Genomic DNA, 14,649 nt, shown 5'->3' on the forward strand with positions numbered 1-14,649 from the left:
TGGGGCGTTGCCGTTGATGCCGGGAGAGGTATGACCATCGAAGACTCCGCGTTCCGTGGGCGGATGCCCGGCCGCGCCGGGGACCTGGCGGTGGAGGGGCACGGCATCGAGCCGGTGCCCGAGAGCAACCGCTACGGGACTCCGGCGCGGCTGTTCACCGTGTGGTGTGCGCCCAACCTGACCATGACCGGGGTCTTCACCGGCGCGGTGGGCGTCTCGCTGGGCCTGGATTTCTGGACCGCGCTGGTCGCGATGGTCCTCGGCACGGTGGTCGGCGCGCTGCCGGCCGCGTACCTGTGCACATGGGGCAGCCGGACCGGCACCGGGCAGCTGCCGCTGGCGCGGCTCGCGTTCGGTGGTGGGGTGGTGCTGCCCGGTGTCCTGCAGTGGCTCACGGCCGTCGCCTGGGACGCCCTCGTCGGGCTGTCCGGCGGGGAGGCGCTGGCGCAGCTGCTCGGTTGGCCGTTCTGGACGGGCGCGCTGGCGGTGCTGCTCCTGCAGGGCGCCGTCGGGGTCTTCGGGTACGAGGTGCTGCACCGGCTCCAGACCGTGATGACCTTCGTGCTGGGCGCGGCGTTCCTGGTCCTCGGCGCCAAGCTGCTGACCGGTGTGCCGCTGCCGGTGCCGGGCACCGCGCACGGCGCCGACCGCCTCGGGGCATGCGCGCTGACCAGCACCGTGGCGCTCAGCCTGGCCGTCTCCTGGGCGCCGTACGCCTCCGACTTCAGCCGCTATCTGCCGCGCAGCACCTCCCGGCCGCGGATGTTCTGGTACTCGCTGCTGGGCATGGTGGTCTCCTGCGTGGGGGTGCAGACCCTGGGGCTGTGGGGAGCCGGGCTGTTCACCGACCAGACCGCCGCCGGCGTGCACGGTCTGCTGGGCGGCGGATTCCTCGGCGCTCTGGGCCTGCTCGCTCTCGCGGCCGCGGCGGTGTGCAGCAATGCGATGAACGACTACAGCGGCTCGCTGGCCCTCCAGGCGGCCGGCCTACGGGTGCCCAGGCCGCTCGCCGCCGCGGCCGCCGCCGTCCTCGGCTTCCTGCTCGTGCTGTGGCTGCACGCGGCGAACACCACCGTCCGCTTCCAGCACCTGCTGCTGTTCGTCGGCTACTGGATTCCCGGCTTCGTGGGCATCGTGCTCGTGGACGCGCGGGTGCGGGCCACCGCCCGGGGCGGCGCGCCGATCGACGTCGCGGCCGAGAGCGGCCGGCCGCAGCCGTGGTGGCCCGGCTGCGTGGCCTTCCTCGCCGCGTTCGCCGCCGCCGTGCCGTTCATGAACACCTCTCTCTTCACCGGCCCGGTAGCGGCCGCACTGCACGGCGCCGACCTCGCGTACTACGTGGCCTTCGCGGTGTCGGTGGCGGTGTACGCGCCGCTGCGGTGGGCGCTGCGCCATCGGGGCGCGGGGGCGCGGAAGCCCGGGGCGCCGGTCCAGGCGGTGCGCGCCTGAGCACGCCGGCCGGGGCGACCGCCACTTCGCGGGCGGGGCGGGGCGCTGCGGCGGGTTCACCGGCTGCGGTGCAGGTCAGAGGGCATTGTCAGACCCTGGGGCTACGGTCGTCGACATGAACGAACTGTCACCGCACGCGGCCCGGTTGCGCGCCGCCATGACCGGGCCGGAGCCGGACGCTGGGTGGTCCGGCGGCCTCTGGGCCGCTTGCGCCCAACTGACGTCGGCGGAGCTGGGCATGCTGCTGCCGGTCGCGTACCGCACCCTCGCCGACGAGGATGCGCCCGACCACGCCCGCCAGGTCGCCCGCAGGGTCACCTGGAGCGACGTGCAGCCCTCGTTCACCTCCCTCGCGCTCACCGAACTCTTCCTGGCACTGGCCGAGTCCCAGTCCCCGCGGCCCCATGACGTGCGGTTCGCGGCCGGCGGCCTGCTGCGCTGCACCGAAGCGTGGGACGAGGAGGCGTTGCGGAAGCCCGCGGCCATCCTGGTGGAGGCCGCCGGGCGCGAGGTCGGCGAAACCGCCGATGCCGCCCTGGCGGTGGCCGCGCTGGCCGGCCCGGAGGCCGAGCGGGAGCTGGCCGGGCGCCTGCGGGATTGCTACGCCGACAGCCCGTTGCGCTCCGCGGAGATCGAGGTGCTGCTCGCGACGGGACCCCGTGAGCGGGCCCTGGTCGCCGAGGACCGGCGGTACGCACCGCTGACCGGTGAGTGGCCGGTGCTGACGGATGCCGCGCTCGGGCCGGCCGCCGAGGAACTGCACACCGAGCTGGCCCGCCAGGTGCTTGGCACCGCGGCCGACCACCTCGCCGCCGTGCATGCCGGCCGGATCCCCTACGCCGCCGACAAGGCCTTCACCGGCGCCGACACCAACACGCTGTGGCGGGCCGCCCGACGGGCCCTGCGGCGTGACGAACCATGGGCCGGGCAGCTCTTCGCGACGCTCCTGCCGCACAGCGCGGTGGCCCCGACCACCGCCAAGACCCTGCCCTCGCAGGCCGCCTGCATCGGTCTCGCCCAGGCCGTCGAGGCCCACCCGACCCCCGAATCCCTCGCCGCGCTGCGTGAGGCCCGCCGCGTCGTCCGGCACGCCGGCGTCACCAAGAAGCTCGACCGCACACTGCGGCGCGCCGAACGCAACCTCGCCCGACGTCCCGAACTCGCCCTGCGCATACCGGACCTGGGCCTCGACGCCGACGGGACCCGGCGCCTCCCCTGCGGCCCGTACACCGCCCTTCTCACGGTCGGCGAGGAGGCCACCCTGACCTGGGAACGTGCCGACGGGCGGGCGCTTGCGTCCCTGCCGGCCGCCGCCCGGCGGGACCACCCCGACGAGGTCGCGGCCGCTCGTGACCTGCTGGCGAAGGCACGCACCCAGATACGCACACTGATCCGCGGAGTGGAAGGCGGCTATCTGGAGGGCACGGTCCATCGGTACGACCGCTGGCGCGATGCCCTTGCCCACAGTCCCGTGGTCCGGGGCACCGCCGCTCGCCTCATCTGGGAGGTCGAGTACGCGCCGGGGGAGTGGCGGGCCGTCCTGCCCGCGGCGGAGTCGATCGACGACGGCCCCGAGCCGGCCGGGTCCGCCGCGGTCCGGCTCTGGCACCCGGCCCGCGCCACCGCCGACGAGCGGCGCTCCTGGCGCGACCGGATCGCGGAGCTGGGGCTGCGCCAGCCGTTCCGCCAGGCCTACCGGGAGCACTACCGCCCCGACGCCACCGGGGACTTCGCCCACACCACGGCCATGTTCCACGGTCACCTCGTCCGGGTCGAGGCGGTCCTCGGCCTGGCCGTGCGCCAGGGCTGGAACATCGAGGACGACGTACTCGTCCTGCCCGTCGGCGGGGCGGGCGAGTTGACGGCGTGCTTCGTGATCGCCGGGTCGCTCTATCCCGGTGCCAGTGGCTGGGCGGAGGCGCTGGAGGTCAAGCTCCTGCACGCCGACGGAAGTCCCCAGCCCCTGGCGGAGGTCGATGCCGTGCGGCTCTCGGAGATCCTGCGCGCCGTCGACCTGCTGGTCAGTGCCGGCAGCTTCGGCTGGTGCGCATCCCACGGCCATGAACCAGGCGCCCGGCAGCAGCTGAACCGCCTCTACGACCTGCCGCTGGGCGAGGGCGCACGGATGCGCCGGGAGGCGCTGCGCCGCATCCTCGCGGCACAGATAGCGACCGGCCGGGTCGAACTCGGCGAAAGGCGACTGCTGTTGGACGGCCGTTACGGCATCCACCTGGCCACCGGGCGGGTCACCCGGGACGGTGATCCCGTGGAGATCAGCCTGCCGACGGGACGGCGGGCGGTTCCGCTGCCGTTCCTGCCCTACGACGAGACGCTTCTGGAACGCGTGGTGCGGACGGTGGAGCACCTCATGGCAGGCGCCGGTACCTGAGCCGAGGGCTTCGGCCCTGGCCGGAACGGCGTCGTCCCCGCGCAGCCGCGGATCTGCGCGGGGACGACCCTTGAAGCGCAAGGTACGCCCATGACTACCGGTGGCCTACCGGTGTCGTGAGCTGCTTAGAGCGGACGGGCCCACAGGTCCCACTGGAGCCCCGAGCCGTCGCAGAAGGGATCGGCCCACTTACCGCTGGCGACCAGGTCCGTACCGGCCGCCTGGCAGCCGCTGAGGGTCCAGAACTTCTTGCCGGTCCACACCGTGCCGGGCGGACCGTCCATCGGCCGGACCTGGTGCCGCACGGAAGCGGCGGACTGGGCAGCGGTGGCCTGGGACCGTGCGGCGGTCTTGGCGCCGGTGGTGGCGTGGGCCTGGGCAGCGCCGCCCAGACCGGCGACCGTGAGCGCGGCGGCCGCCAGCGCGGTGGTGAGAACTCGCCTGTTGCGCACGTTGATGTCCTTTCCCCGTAGGTCCGGGCCCCGTGCGGGCCCGTCACCCCGTACACGGAGAAGGGCACTTCGACGTATGACACCCTCCTGTGTGACCTGAGTCACATGGGGGCTCTCCGTGGCGCCGGCTATCGACCGATGGTGCCGTCGAGTCGTTCGCGCAGCAGATCGGCATGGCCGTTGTGCCGGGCGTACTCGGCGATCCTGTCCACCAGGATGCTGCGCAGCGAGACCGGTTCGCCCGTTCTTTTGCGGATCCCGGTCTCCTCCAACGATGGCGCGGCGGCGACGATCTCCCGCGACCGCTCGCACTCGGCCCGCCAGACGGCGAAGGCCTCGTCGGCATCACCGTCGAGCGCGGTGAAGTCCTGGTCGGGATCGTCGTCGGAGTAGTACAGCAAGGGCAGCTCCTCACCGGCGAACTGGATCCGGAACCACCAGCGTTCGCAGCCCGCCAGATGCCGGACCAGGCCGTGCAGGGAGAGCCCGGAGGGCGGCACCGCCTTTTCGGAGAGCTGCTCCGTCGACAGGCCGGCGCACTTGAGCGCGAAGGTGGCGCGGTGCCAGTCGAGCACCGCATTCAGCGTCTCCCGCTCACCGCCCGTCGCGGGCGTCGGGCGGCGGGTATCGCTGTCCAGTTGGGGGGAGTAGTGCGCAGGGGTTGCTCGGCCGGTCATCGTCTGGCTCCCTTCCGGGCCCCCGGCGCCGGGCTCCCGGCATCAGGCTCCCGGCCTCGCGGTCGGGTCCTCTCGGACTCGGACGGTTCCGGATGTGGATGTCGCCGAGTGTGGCAGGGGCCACTGACAACGCTGCTGGGGGTGACGGGCCCGCGCGGGCCCGTCACCCCCAGGGCGGGTGCTGACTCCGGGGCTGCTACGGGGCGATCCGCCAGCTCAGCTTGCCCGCCATCAGGCGGCGCAGCGCCGGGTCGCGGACCGCGGCGGTACGGTCGGCGGCGCGGGCCGTGACGGTGTGCCGGCGGCCGTCGGCCGGGACGCCGAGGCTGCGCGGCACGACCGTGGTCCGGCCGCGCGCGGACTTCCGCTCACGGCCGTCGACGTACCACTTGAGCTGCGCGGACGCGGGCACGGTGACACGGATGCGGGTGCCGCGGGTGAGCGCCCGGTCGGTGGCCAGCGGGCTGCTGAGCACGCTCCCGAACCGGTAGAAGCCCCCGATCATCGCCTCGCGGCCGGGCAGGTTGAACTCCCGCCCGAGGCTCCGCATGATCGAGTTCTCGGTGGGGCGGTTGAGCCCGTACTGGTAGTAGCCGCCGCCCTCGTAGGCTCCCACGGGGCCGCCGTCCGGGGACTCCTGGCCGAGCCAGCGGTACCACTTCTGACGCTGTGCGGCCAGCTGGTCGGCGGAGAGGGTGGTGAGGTTGGCCTGCTGGGGCTCGGGCCCGGAGTAGGTGCCGGACTCGCCGTAGTCGTACTCGTCGGCGAGCTTCCCGAGCGAATGCCCGGTCTCGTGCACCGCGATCTGATCGGACCGGTCGTTGTCCGAGGAGGCGGTGGCGATCCCGTCGTAGCCGACCTGGGAGGAGATGTCGTTGTAGCCCGCGCCGCCGTACTTGGTGGAGTTGGAGAGGACGACCACCAGGTCGGCGGCCGGGGCCTTGGCGGCGTACGCCTCGACCTTCCCGGTGTCGACGCAGAGCAGCCGCTCGGTCCCGTCGCAGAAGAACCCGGAGCCGAGGGCGGTGTTCCGGACCACGTCCTGGGTCGGGTCACCGGAGACGCCGGAATCGTGGGAGACGGCGTCCACCGCCCAGACGTTGAACTGGCCGCTGTAGGAGGCGTAGGGCTCCACGGCGCTGATCTTCTTCCACTTGGCGCGGACGTCGGCGTGGAAGTCCTCCTGTTGGGCGGAGGTGTAGCCGTCGCCGATGAAGACGACGTCCAGTTTGCTGCCGACCGGGCCGTTCTGGACGATCGGCGTGACATCGCCGTCGCCGGCGGCGATCGCCGTCTTCTGGGAGCGGGACAACGGCTTCGGAGCCGCTACGGAGGTGTGCCGGGGGTGGCCGCCCGGGCCGGTGAAGTACTCGACCCGCTGGGTGTGTCGGGGCTGCGGGGAGGCAGCCGGGGCGGCGCCCTGTGCGGTGCTCGCCGCGGCCGTGGCGGCGGCCAGCGCGGCGACGGCCAGTACGCCGGAAGCCGCGGTGCGCAGCGAGGGGCGGCGCGGTTCGCGTCCGGTGGCACCACGGTGCCGACCGGTGCCGGGTATGGAGGGGGAACGTCTGAGCATGGGGGGTTTGTCCTTCCGAACGTCGCCGCAGGGGCGGCGAGTTGCGCCCTGAAACAGGGCGCCGCTCAACGTAGAGGGTCGGAACGGCAAGGGCAACGGGAAACCACAGGGATAACGGAAAACACCAGAAATAACGGAAAGCTCATGGGTAACTTCTTCGTCCGGGCGTCGGCCCGCCACGGTGCCACCGGCCGGGCCCTGCAGCGCCGGCGTGTCAGTGCGGCGTGACAGCATCCTGGGCATGACGAGTACCGGTGCAAGGCAGGGGCTGGACCACTTTCGTGCAGACGTCCCCCTCTACACGCTGACCTTCGGCAAAGGCGTGTCCCCCACGGACTTGCTGGCGCGCATGGGGATCGATCCGGACACCCTGGCCCTGCGCGACGCCGCCGAACTGGCCGACGAGTTCGCCGACACCCTGCTCGACGAGGACGAACCGGTGGTGACGACCGGCACCGACGGGGCGTGGTCGTGGGCATGGGAGCAGGGCGGCAGGCACGGGCTGGACGAGAGGATCCTGTGCGCGGTCTCGCAGGGCACGGAGGCGGTCGCGCTGTACCACAACGAGCAGCCGATGCACTGGTTCAAGTACGCGGTGGACGGCGAGACCATCGTCGATTTCCACACCCTTGAGCCGGTCGGTCCGACCGGCCTGGACCCCCAGCGGCTCGACGCGTTCATGCGCCCGCTCGGTCTCGTCCGCGGGGAACCCGCCCCGTTGCACAGCGTCCTGGCTCTCGCCGAGAACGCCTTCGGGTTGCGCGTCACCCCGGCCGCGGACGACGAGAAGCGCTGGAGCGGCAGCCTGCTGCCGCTGCCCGCGCCGGAGGTGCAGCCGAGTTGAGCGTTCGACCCGACAACGGGAAAGCCGTCACGGCCCCGTGGACCGTGACGGCACCCAGGTCATCTGGCGCAGGCGGACCTGCCGGGCTCAGACCTCGATGACCAGCTTCCCCCGCACATGGCCCGCCTCGCTCAACTCCTGTGCCGCGGCGGCCTCGGCGAGCGGGAACGTCTCGACGACCGGTACGGACAGCCGGCCCTCCACGGCGAGCCGGGCCTGCCGGACCAGGCCCGCGCGGACCTGCTCCGAGGGCGTACCGCCCGCGGAGAACGGCACGCCGTGCTCGGCCGCGTTCGGGTCGGCGATGGTGACGATGCGGTCCGTCGTCCCGCCGCGCAGCGCGATCGAGAGCGGCAGCACCTCATGCCCGGCCGCGTCGAAAACGGCGTCCACGCCCTGCGGGGCGGCGGCCCGGACCCGGTCGGCGAGCCCCTCGCCGTACGCCACCGGTATCGCACCGAGCGCCCGCAGGAAGTCGTGGTTGGCGGGCGAGGCCGTGCCCACCACCGTGGCGCCCAGGGCCACCGCCAGCTGGACGGCCATCTGGCCGACCGCCCCCGCGGCGCCGTGCAGCAGCAGCGTCTCGCCCTCGGCCAGACCCAGCGCGTCGAGCACCCGCTGCGCGGTCTCCCCGGCGACGGGCAGCGCCGCCGCGGCCCGGAAGGACAGCTCGGCGGGCTTGCGGACGATGTCCCCGGCCAGCGCGTACTCGGCGTAGGCGCCGGTGCTGGTCCAGCCGAAGACCTCGTCCCCGACGGACACCTCGTGGTCGCCCGGGCCGAGCGCGTCCACGATCCCGGCGAACTCCAGACCGGGCACCGCGGGGAAGGTGGTCGGGTAGTGCTGCTCCACCCAGCCGTAACGCCGCTTGTAGTCCAGTGGATTGACGCCGACCGTCACCACCTTCACCCGGACTTCCCCCGGGCCCGGTTCGGGCTTCTCGGTCTCCCCGAACGTGAGCACTTCCGGGCCGCCGAAGCTGTGGTAAATGATCGCCTTCATGTGGTATCTCCCCGCTTGTGGTGTGCGGGCTCCAGCCTCGCTCCCGGGGGAGTGCCCGGTCCCCGGCCGTCGGGCCAGTCCCCCCTGGCCGAAAGGCCAGCGCCCGTTCCGTCGTGCCTGGCTAGGCTGACGGCATGGAGCTGACCGGAGCCGTACCCGCCCTGACCGCCGCCTACGAGGTGATCCGCCAGCCGCTGGGCGAGATCCTGCCGCGGCTCTCCGAGGTGCTGTCCGCGGCGGTCCCGCACCGTGCGGTGGCCGAACTCTCCACGCACTGCGCGCACTCGCCGTTCAAGACGGCCGGCGACCCGGAGATCATCGGACGGCTCGCCACCGCGGACCTGGCCCCGCTGCTCGCCGCCGGCACTCCGGGCCGGCCGTGGCAGGGGACCCTCGATCTGGCCGGTGCCGAGCGGCCGGTGCTCGCCGTCACCAGTCATGCCACGCCCCGCGGCGCGGTCCTGCTGCTGGTGCGCGACGCGGCGGCCGCACCGGTCGAGGAGGGCGTCACGGCGCTCGTCCAGGCCCTGTGGGACATCGTCACCAGCCACTTCGACCGACTGGCCGCGGAGGCCGTGCCCGGTGCGCTGGCCCGCTCACGGACCGCCGCCGGCACCCGGGCGCGGGTGATCGCCGAGCTGGGCGAGGCGTACTCGGCTGCGCTCACCGGCGTACTGGGCGTCCTGCGCAGCCGCACCCTGGACGATGCGGCGGCCCGTGCCACCGCCACGGACCTGGCGGTCTCCGCCCTGGTCGAACTGCGCGCGGAGGCCGAACGGGACCAGCAGATCGCCGAGGAACCGGCCGACCAGGCCTTCGCCCGGCTCGCCGAATCCCTCCGGCCGCTGGTGCGTCACAGCCCCGTACGGCTCGAACTGGGCGCTCCCGACTCCGTGCGGACCCTGGCCGCCGACGTGGCCCACACCGCGCGGGCGGTCGTCCGGGCCGTGCTGATGAAGGCGCTGGAGCAGGAGGCGGTGACCCGGGTGCATGTCTGCTGGCAGATCAACGACGACGAACTGCGCGCGACCGTACGGGACGACGGGCCCGGGACCCTCGCGCCCGACGCGCCGGCGGCCGGAGGGGTACGGGAACGGCTCGATGTCCTCAAGGGCCGCCTGGACATCGACGCGGTGCCCGGCTGGGGCACGACGGTGTCGGTGACGATCCCGCTGCGGGTGTCCCAGGACCCGGCGCCCGATCCGCTGACCGCGCTGGGCGAGCGGGAGTTGGAGGTGCTGGCGCGGCTCGCGCTCGGGCACCGGAACCGGGCGATCGCCGAGGAACTCCACATCAGCGAGTCGACGGTGAAGTTCCACGTCGCCAAGATCCTCACCAAACTGGGCGTCGAATCACGGGGCGCGGCGGCGGCGCTCTTCCACGCCGTGGCGTAGGGGCGGGTCGGTACCGCGGTGCGCTCCGTGGTGGCGGACGGTCGACGGTCCGCCTCCTATGCCAGGTGCTTGCCGTTGCCCAGGTGTCGGGCCTTCGGCACGCCGCTGAACCGCGCCGCCTGGCCGGCCGGTGCCGCGCGCATCGCCCGCTCCGCGCGGGCCCGCCGCTCCTGGCCCTCGTCCACCGGGGTCACATCGCTCCAGTAGATGTCCAGCATCGTGCGCAGTGACGTCGGTTCGTTCGCCGGCCCTATCGGGACGGTGATCCGGTCCAGGGCACGCCAGAGTTCGTAGTCGGCCTGATCGGCGATGCCGCCGGACCGGGCGTGCGCGGCCTGGTGGCGGTGCACCGCGCAGGCGAGGTCGCGCAGCCGGTCCCGGTGGTTCTGCGCCACCTGGTGGTTCATGGAGCGGTTGAGCTCCTTCTTCGCCTTGTTGATCTCCGACAGGGCGTTCTGCACCGTCCGGCTGAAGTTCGCCGCGCGGTGCCGCCAGGCGTCGTACTCCCGCTTCGAGGCGAACCACTCCTGTTTGCCCGCCGGCCCGCGGGCGAAGCACTCCAGGCGGAACCGCTCGCGCTCCTCGCGCCGTTTGCGCAGCACCGACGAACTGCGCTGGAAGAGGGTGTTGAGGGCGTCGCGGGTGCGGTCGATGAGCGCCGGGTCGATCAGGGCCGCCCAGACCTCCGGGTCCCGTGCGGGTGGGTGGGCGTTGTCCAGGACGAGTTGTTCGTACGCGTCGTCGTCGAGACGGGACAGGCGGCCTGCGTCCATCAGTCGGCCTCCAAGCCGGTTGTGGGCTGCTTCGCCCATGGTGGCGGCTGGGTGTGACACCCGACAGGGCGCACGGGTGCCGCGGGCAATGCGCCCGTGGCACGTTCCGGGCGCACGGTCCGGGAGCCGTGGGGGCGGGGCGCGCGGTTGCGATGCGCCGGCTCTCGGCGCGGATACCGGGTACGGCATCGGGTCAGTGCGGATACCGCGTACGGCATCGGGTCAGTGCGGATAGGGCGTACGGGTGAGCATCTCGCAGCCGTCCTCGGTGACCAGCGCCGTGTCGGAGCACGCGTACATGCCCAGCCGGCCCCTGGTGATTGAGGCCGCAGTGGTAGTGGATGTCCTCGGGCGCCGTGATGAGCAGCAGGTCCAGCCCGTCGCGCGCCATCGCCTCCCGGGTACCGGCCAGCCGCTGGGCGTACTCCTCGGGCGGGAACCCGGGGTCGGGAAGGTCGTGTGGCCGGTCGGACTGGTGGGACGACTGGGGAGCGGGATGCGGCATACCTCCTGTCTGCCCCCATTGCTGAGCCGGCTTTCACCGAAACTTGACGGGGAGTGAACGCCCGCGGGCCGTCGTCCGTATCTTCCGGCAACCGCGCCCCGCGGGGGCACGGGACGACCAAGTGAGGAGCGCCCATGACCGACGCCGGCAACCCGCAGCTCCAGGCCCTCCCGGAAGGCGAGGCCCAACTGTCGCTGGTGGTGCGTCTCCAGTGGGAGGACGTCGCCGCCCTCGGCCAGGAGGCCACCCGGCTCGCCGCCCGCTTCAAACGCCCGGTGACGCTGGACGAGGCGGCGTCCCACCGGCTGCGGATCCGGCCGCCGGCCGCGCCCGTGAAAACGGTGCCCCAGGAACGGACGCCACCCGCGGTCGCCGCCACCACCACGGTGTCCCCGCTGCCCGCCCGCTCCCCGCAGGAACAGGCCCGGCAGGCGATCGAGCGGATCAACGGCACGGCGGGTCACGAGACGGCGTAGCGGCGACCGCCGGACAGGGGCCGGCCGCGGGAGCCGGCCGATTCGCCGTCAGCAGTGCCGATCGACGTACCCCTTGGTGCCCGCCGGCCGGAGGTCCCGGTCGCGCAGGGTGACGGAGAGCCGCGGGCCCCAGGTGCGGCAGGCGGCGGTGAAGTCCTTCTCGCGGTACTCGATGACGAAGATCCGGTCCTCGTAGGCGTCCGCGAAATCGCCGCACTCCTGGTAGCGGGCGCATTCCTCGACGACGGCGAAGTCGAAGCCGAGGGATTTGCGGCGGGGCAGCAGGTCCGCGGTGTTCTTCTGGGCGACGGCCAGGTGCCGCTGGTGGGCGCGGCGGGTCAGCAACCGGGCGAAGGCCGCCGCGTCCCCGGCGGTGAGGCGGCCGTCCGAGCGCTCGTAGGAATCGAGGTTGTCGGGTTCCACCGCGTCGTAGCCCGCCGTGGCGCAGCCGTCGATCCACCGGCCGACGATGTCCATGAGTGCCGTCCGTTTGGCGGCCGTGGAGATGTCGAAGAGCGGCTCGTCCCAGTCCTTGTCGATGACCGGCCCGCCGTCCGCGTCCCGTAGCAGCAGGTCGGGGTGGTGCTGCTGCCAGGTGCGGGTCTCGTCCGACTGGGCCTGGAAGGCGTTGACGTAACAGACGTTGTAGCGGCCGGAGGCGGGCTTCGCCGTGCGGTCGCGGGAGACCGCACGGACCCCGCGCGGCGGCGGGTACGGGCCGCCGAGCTGGTAGTCGAACTCCGCGCCCGCGGTGGGCGGCCGGACCGCGCGGGGGGTTGCCGCGCCGGTGTCCTGGGGGCCGCGGCCGGCGGAGCACGCCGTGCCGAACGGCAGGACCAGAGCCAGGGTCAGCAGGAGCGCGCGGGTGGTGCGGGAAGATCGAAGGTGCACGAAGTGGATCTTAGGGGCGAATGCGATGTTCCTTGCCGCCGCGCTGCGTTCGGTGACCAACGGCACACGTACTGACCAGTAGCGTTACCGGTCCACGGGCCTAGAGTGAGGGCCCGATGGCGTCGCCGGACAGCCGGCGGCGGCCCGCACCCCTCTTTATCCGACCAGGGAGACTGCATGCGCTCTCCGAAGGACTTCTTCCGCCCGCTGGCCGTCGGTGCACCGACACCGGTGCGCGAAGTACCCTTCCGGCCGTCCCGGATGATCCACTTCTTCGACCCGGGCAACGAGAAGATGGCGGCCAAGGTGCCGGACATCGCGCCGACCGTGGACGTACTGCTCGGCAATCTGGAGGACGCCGTCGCCGCCGACCGCAAGGAGGCGGCCCGGTCCGGCCTGGTGAAGATCGCCAAGGCGACGGACCTCGGCGACACCCAGCTCTGGACCCGGATCAACAGCCTGGACTCGCCCTGGGCGCTGGACGATCTGCTGACCCTGGTCACCGAGATCGGCGACAAGCTGGACGTCATCATGGTGCCGAAGGTGGAGGGCGCCGAGGACATCCACTACGTCGACCGGCTGCTCGCCCAGCTGGAGGCGAAGGCCGGGATCCAGCGGCCGATCCTGGTGCACGCCATCCTGGAGACCGCCACCGGCGTCGCCAACGTCGAGGAGATCGCCGGCGCCAGCCCCCGTATGCAGGGCATCTCGCTCGGCCCGGCCGACCTGGCCGCCAGCCGCCGGATGAAGACCACCCGGGTGGGCGGCGGCCACCCCGGATACCTCGTCCGGGAGGACCCGCACGGCCCCGACGGCAGCGCGCCGCGGGCCACCTTCCAGCAGGACCTGTGGCACTACACCCTCGCGCGGATGGTCGACGCCTGCGCGGCGCACGGCATCCTGCCGTACTACGGGCCGTTCGGTGACATCAAGGACACCACCGCCTGCGAGGACCAGTTCCGCAACGCCTTCCTGCTTGGCTGCGTCGGCGCCTGGAGCCTGCACCCGGTGCAGATCGCCATCGCCAAGCGGGTGTTCTCCCCGTCCCCCGCCGACGTCGCCTGGGCCCGCAAGGTCATCGACGCCATGGGCGACGGCACCGGCGCGGTGATGATTGACGGCAAGATGCAGGACGACGCCACCTACAAGCAGTGCCAGGTCGTCGCCCGGCTCGCCGACGCCCTCGCCGCCCGCGATCCCGAGCTGCGCGACGCCTACGCCGCCGCAGAGTCCCGGCAGAACAAGGAGTAAGTCCGTGTCCGACGCGATCCTGCGGCCGCGCCGCTCCGTGCTCTACATGCCGGGCGCCAACGAACGCGCCCTGGAGAAGGCCACGTCGCTGCCCGCCGACGCCCTCATCCTCGACCTGGAGGACGCCGTCGCCCCCGACGCGAAGACCGACGCCCGCAAGCGGGTGGCGGCCGCCGCGGCCTCGGGGGAGTACGGCTACCGCGAGGTGACGATCCGGGTCAACGGACCGGGCACCGCATGGCACGCCGACGACCTGCGGGCCGCCGCCGAGGCCGGCCCGGACGCGGTCGTCGTCCCCAAGGTCGAGTCCGCGGCGACCGTACGGGAGGTCGAACGCGCCCTGGAGGCGGCCGGCGCCCCGGACCGTACGGCCATCTGGGCCATGGTCGAGACCCCGCGCGCGATGCTGGACGCCCGCGCGGTGGCCGCCGCCAGCGAACGGCTCACCGTACTGGTCATGGGCACCAACGACCTGGCCAAGGAACTGCACGCCGAGCACGTCCCCGGCCGTGCCCCGCTGCTGACCGGGCTGTCGCTGGCGCTGCTGGCCGCCCGGGAGTCCGGCAAGGTGATCCTCGACGGGGTCTACAACGACGTGAAGGACGCCGCCGGATTCGAGGCGGAGTGCGTCCAGGGGCGGCAGTTCGGCTTCGACGGGAAGACGCTGATCCACCCCTCGCAGCTGGAGCCGTGCAACCGGGTCTTCGCCCCCTCCGCCGAGCAGATCGAGCGCTCCCGGAAGATCATCGACGCCTTCGACGAGGCCACCCGCGAAGGCCGCGGCGTGGTCACCGTCGACGGCCGGCTGATCGAGAACCTGCACGTCGAGGACGCCCGCCGGATCCTCACCCTCGCCGAGGCGGTCGCCGGCCGCGCATAGCGACCGACGGCGCCCCGTAGTGCGCCCGCCCGTGGACGGCCGAGGCCCCACGCGGCGGGCGCCGGCGCGTGTCACCTCCCGCGGCCCGGGCCC

General features: G+C 73.0%; 14 protein-coding genes. 7 read left to right on the forward strand and 7 right to left on the reverse strand.

The genetic code is table 11. The annotated features are described in order from the left end of the window. Positions 1–30: 30 nt before the first annotated feature. Together AB0G35_RS26280 and AB0G35_RS26285 are read left to right on the forward strand one after the other, a co-directional pair. Complete coding sequence (locus AB0G35_RS26280; protein ID WP_360954271.1) at positions 31–1,449, forward strand: cytosine permease; 1,419 nt, start codon at positions 31–33, stop codon at positions 1,447–1,449. 115 nt (positions 1,450–1,564) lie between these two features. Then, a complete protein-coding gene (locus tag AB0G35_RS26285; RefSeq protein WP_360954274.1) occupies positions 1,565–3,838 on the forward strand; it encodes a DUF4132 domain-containing protein in 2,274 nt (757 codons plus the stop codon). 125 nt (positions 3,839–3,963) lie between these two features. Here the strand turns inward: AB0G35_RS26285 and AB0G35_RS26290 are convergent, their stop codons facing one another. From AB0G35_RS26290 to AB0G35_RS26300, 3 genes are all read right to left on the reverse strand, one after another. Further along, positions 3,964–4,290, reverse strand: a complete 327-nt coding sequence (locus tag AB0G35_RS26290; RefSeq protein WP_360954277.1) for a hypothetical protein — start codon at positions 4,288–4,290, stop codon at positions 3,964–3,966. A gap of 128 nt (positions 4,291–4,418) precedes the next feature. Next, the gene (locus tag AB0G35_RS26295) at positions 4,419–4,967 is read right to left on the reverse strand and encodes a DinB family protein (RefSeq protein WP_360954280.1); all 549 of its coding nucleotides are present in this window, start codon (positions 4,965–4,967) and stop codon (positions 4,419–4,421) included. A gap of 196 nt (positions 4,968–5,163) precedes the next feature. After that, positions 5,164–6,540 (reverse strand): M64 family metallopeptidase, encoded by a 1,377-nt coding sequence (locus tag AB0G35_RS26300; protein ID WP_360954283.1) that lies wholly within the window; start codon positions 6,538–6,540, stop codon positions 5,164–5,166. Between the two features lie 241 nt (positions 6,541–6,781). Here AB0G35_RS26300 and AB0G35_RS26305 point away from each other — a divergent pair, with 241 nt between their 5' ends. Then, on the forward strand, positions 6,782–7,384 hold the full coding sequence (locus AB0G35_RS26305; protein ID WP_360954286.1) for a DUF6461 domain-containing protein: 603 nt from the start codon (positions 6,782–6,784) through the stop codon (positions 7,382–7,384). Between the two features lie 87 nt (positions 7,385–7,471). Here AB0G35_RS26305 and AB0G35_RS26310 read toward each other — a convergent pair whose 3' ends face one another. Continuing rightward, positions 7,472–8,386, reverse strand: a complete 915-nt coding sequence (locus tag AB0G35_RS26310) for an NADP-dependent oxidoreductase (protein ID WP_360954289.1) — start codon at positions 8,384–8,386, stop codon at positions 7,472–7,474. Positions 8,387–8,520: 134 nt separating this feature from the next. On the opposite strand from AB0G35_RS26310, the gene AB0G35_RS26315 reads away from it, so the two are divergent. Next, on the forward strand, positions 8,521–9,780 hold the full coding sequence (locus AB0G35_RS26315; protein ID WP_360954292.1) for a LuxR C-terminal-related transcriptional regulator: 1,260 nt from the start codon (positions 8,521–8,523) through the stop codon (positions 9,778–9,780). Between the two features lie 56 nt (positions 9,781–9,836). Here the strand turns inward: AB0G35_RS26315 and AB0G35_RS26320 are convergent, their stop codons facing one another. Further along, positions 9,837–10,553 (reverse strand): hypothetical protein, encoded by a 717-nt coding sequence (locus tag AB0G35_RS26320; protein WP_360954295.1) that lies wholly within the window; start codon positions 10,551–10,553, stop codon positions 9,837–9,839. 193 nt (positions 10,554–10,746) lie between these two features. Continuing rightward, positions 10,747–11,058: an aminopeptidase P family N-terminal domain-containing protein gene (locus tag AB0G35_RS26325; RefSeq protein ID WP_360954298.1), complete on the reverse strand. Its 312-nt coding sequence runs from the start codon at positions 11,056–11,058 to the stop codon at positions 10,747–10,749. Positions 11,059–11,192: 134 nt separating this feature from the next. Between AB0G35_RS26325 and AB0G35_RS26330 the strand changes: the two genes are divergently transcribed. Continuing rightward, on the forward strand, positions 11,193–11,534 hold the full coding sequence (locus tag AB0G35_RS26330) for a hypothetical protein (RefSeq protein WP_360954299.1): 342 nt from the start codon (positions 11,193–11,195) through the stop codon (positions 11,532–11,534). 48 nt (positions 11,535–11,582) lie between these two features. On the opposite strand, the gene AB0G35_RS26335 is transcribed toward AB0G35_RS26330, so the two are convergent. After that, entirely contained in the window at positions 11,583–12,425 is an 843-nt protein-coding gene (locus tag AB0G35_RS26335) for an endo alpha-1,4 polygalactosaminidase (RefSeq protein WP_360954301.1), read from the reverse strand. Between the two features lie 177 nt (positions 12,426–12,602). Between AB0G35_RS26335 and AB0G35_RS26340 the strand changes: the two genes are divergently transcribed. Then, positions 12,603–13,676, forward strand: coding sequence for a CoA ester lyase (locus AB0G35_RS26340; RefSeq protein WP_360954304.1), 1,074 nt, complete (start codon positions 12,603–12,605; stop codon positions 13,674–13,676). 4 nt (positions 13,677–13,680) lie between these two features. After that, a complete protein-coding gene (locus AB0G35_RS26345) occupies positions 13,681–14,556 on the forward strand; it encodes a CoA ester lyase (protein ID WP_360954307.1) in 876 nt (291 codons plus the stop codon). Positions 14,557–14,649: the final 93 nt, after the last annotated feature.

Source organism: Streptomyces sp. NPDC021749 (assembly GCF_040640655.1).
Classification (GTDB): Bacteria; Actinomycetota; Actinomycetes; order Streptomycetales; family Streptomycetaceae; genus Streptomyces.

Excerpts from the sequence above, each read along its gene's own strand:
- AB0G35_RS26280 (WP_360954271.1), top strand. The coding sequence starts at position 31 with ATGACCATCGAAGACTCCGCGTTCCGTGGGCGGATGCCCGGCCGCGCC.
- AB0G35_RS26285 (WP_360954274.1), top strand. The coding sequence starts at position 1,565 with ATGAACGAACTGTCACCGCACGCGGCCCGGTTGCGCGCCGCCATGACC.
- AB0G35_RS26295 (WP_360954280.1), bottom strand. The coding sequence starts at position 4,967 with ATGACCGGCCGAGCAACCCCTGCGCACTACTCCCCCCAACTGGACAGC.
- AB0G35_RS26300 (WP_360954283.1), bottom strand. The coding sequence starts at position 6,540 with ATGCTCAGACGTTCCCCCTCCATACCCGGCACCGGTCGGCACCGTGGT.
- AB0G35_RS26305 (WP_360954286.1), top strand. The coding sequence starts at position 6,782 with ATGACGAGTACCGGTGCAAGGCAGGGGCTGGACCACTTTCGTGCAGAC.
- AB0G35_RS26310 (WP_360954289.1), bottom strand. The coding sequence starts at position 8,386 with ATGAAGGCGATCATTTACCACAGCTTCGGCGGCCCGGAAGTGCTCACG.
- AB0G35_RS26315 (WP_360954292.1), top strand. The coding sequence starts at position 8,521 with ATGGAGCTGACCGGAGCCGTACCCGCCCTGACCGCCGCCTACGAGGTG.
- AB0G35_RS26320 (WP_360954295.1), bottom strand. The coding sequence starts at position 10,553 with ATGGACGCAGGCCGCCTGTCCCGTCTCGACGACGACGCGTACGAACAA.
- AB0G35_RS26325 (WP_360954298.1), bottom strand. The coding sequence starts at position 11,058 with ATGCCGCATCCCGCTCCCCAGTCGTCCCACCAGTCCGACCGGCCACAC.
- AB0G35_RS26330 (WP_360954299.1), top strand. The coding sequence starts at position 11,193 with ATGACCGACGCCGGCAACCCGCAGCTCCAGGCCCTCCCGGAAGGCGAG.
- AB0G35_RS26340 (WP_360954304.1), top strand. The coding sequence starts at position 12,603 with ATGCGCTCTCCGAAGGACTTCTTCCGCCCGCTGGCCGTCGGTGCACCG.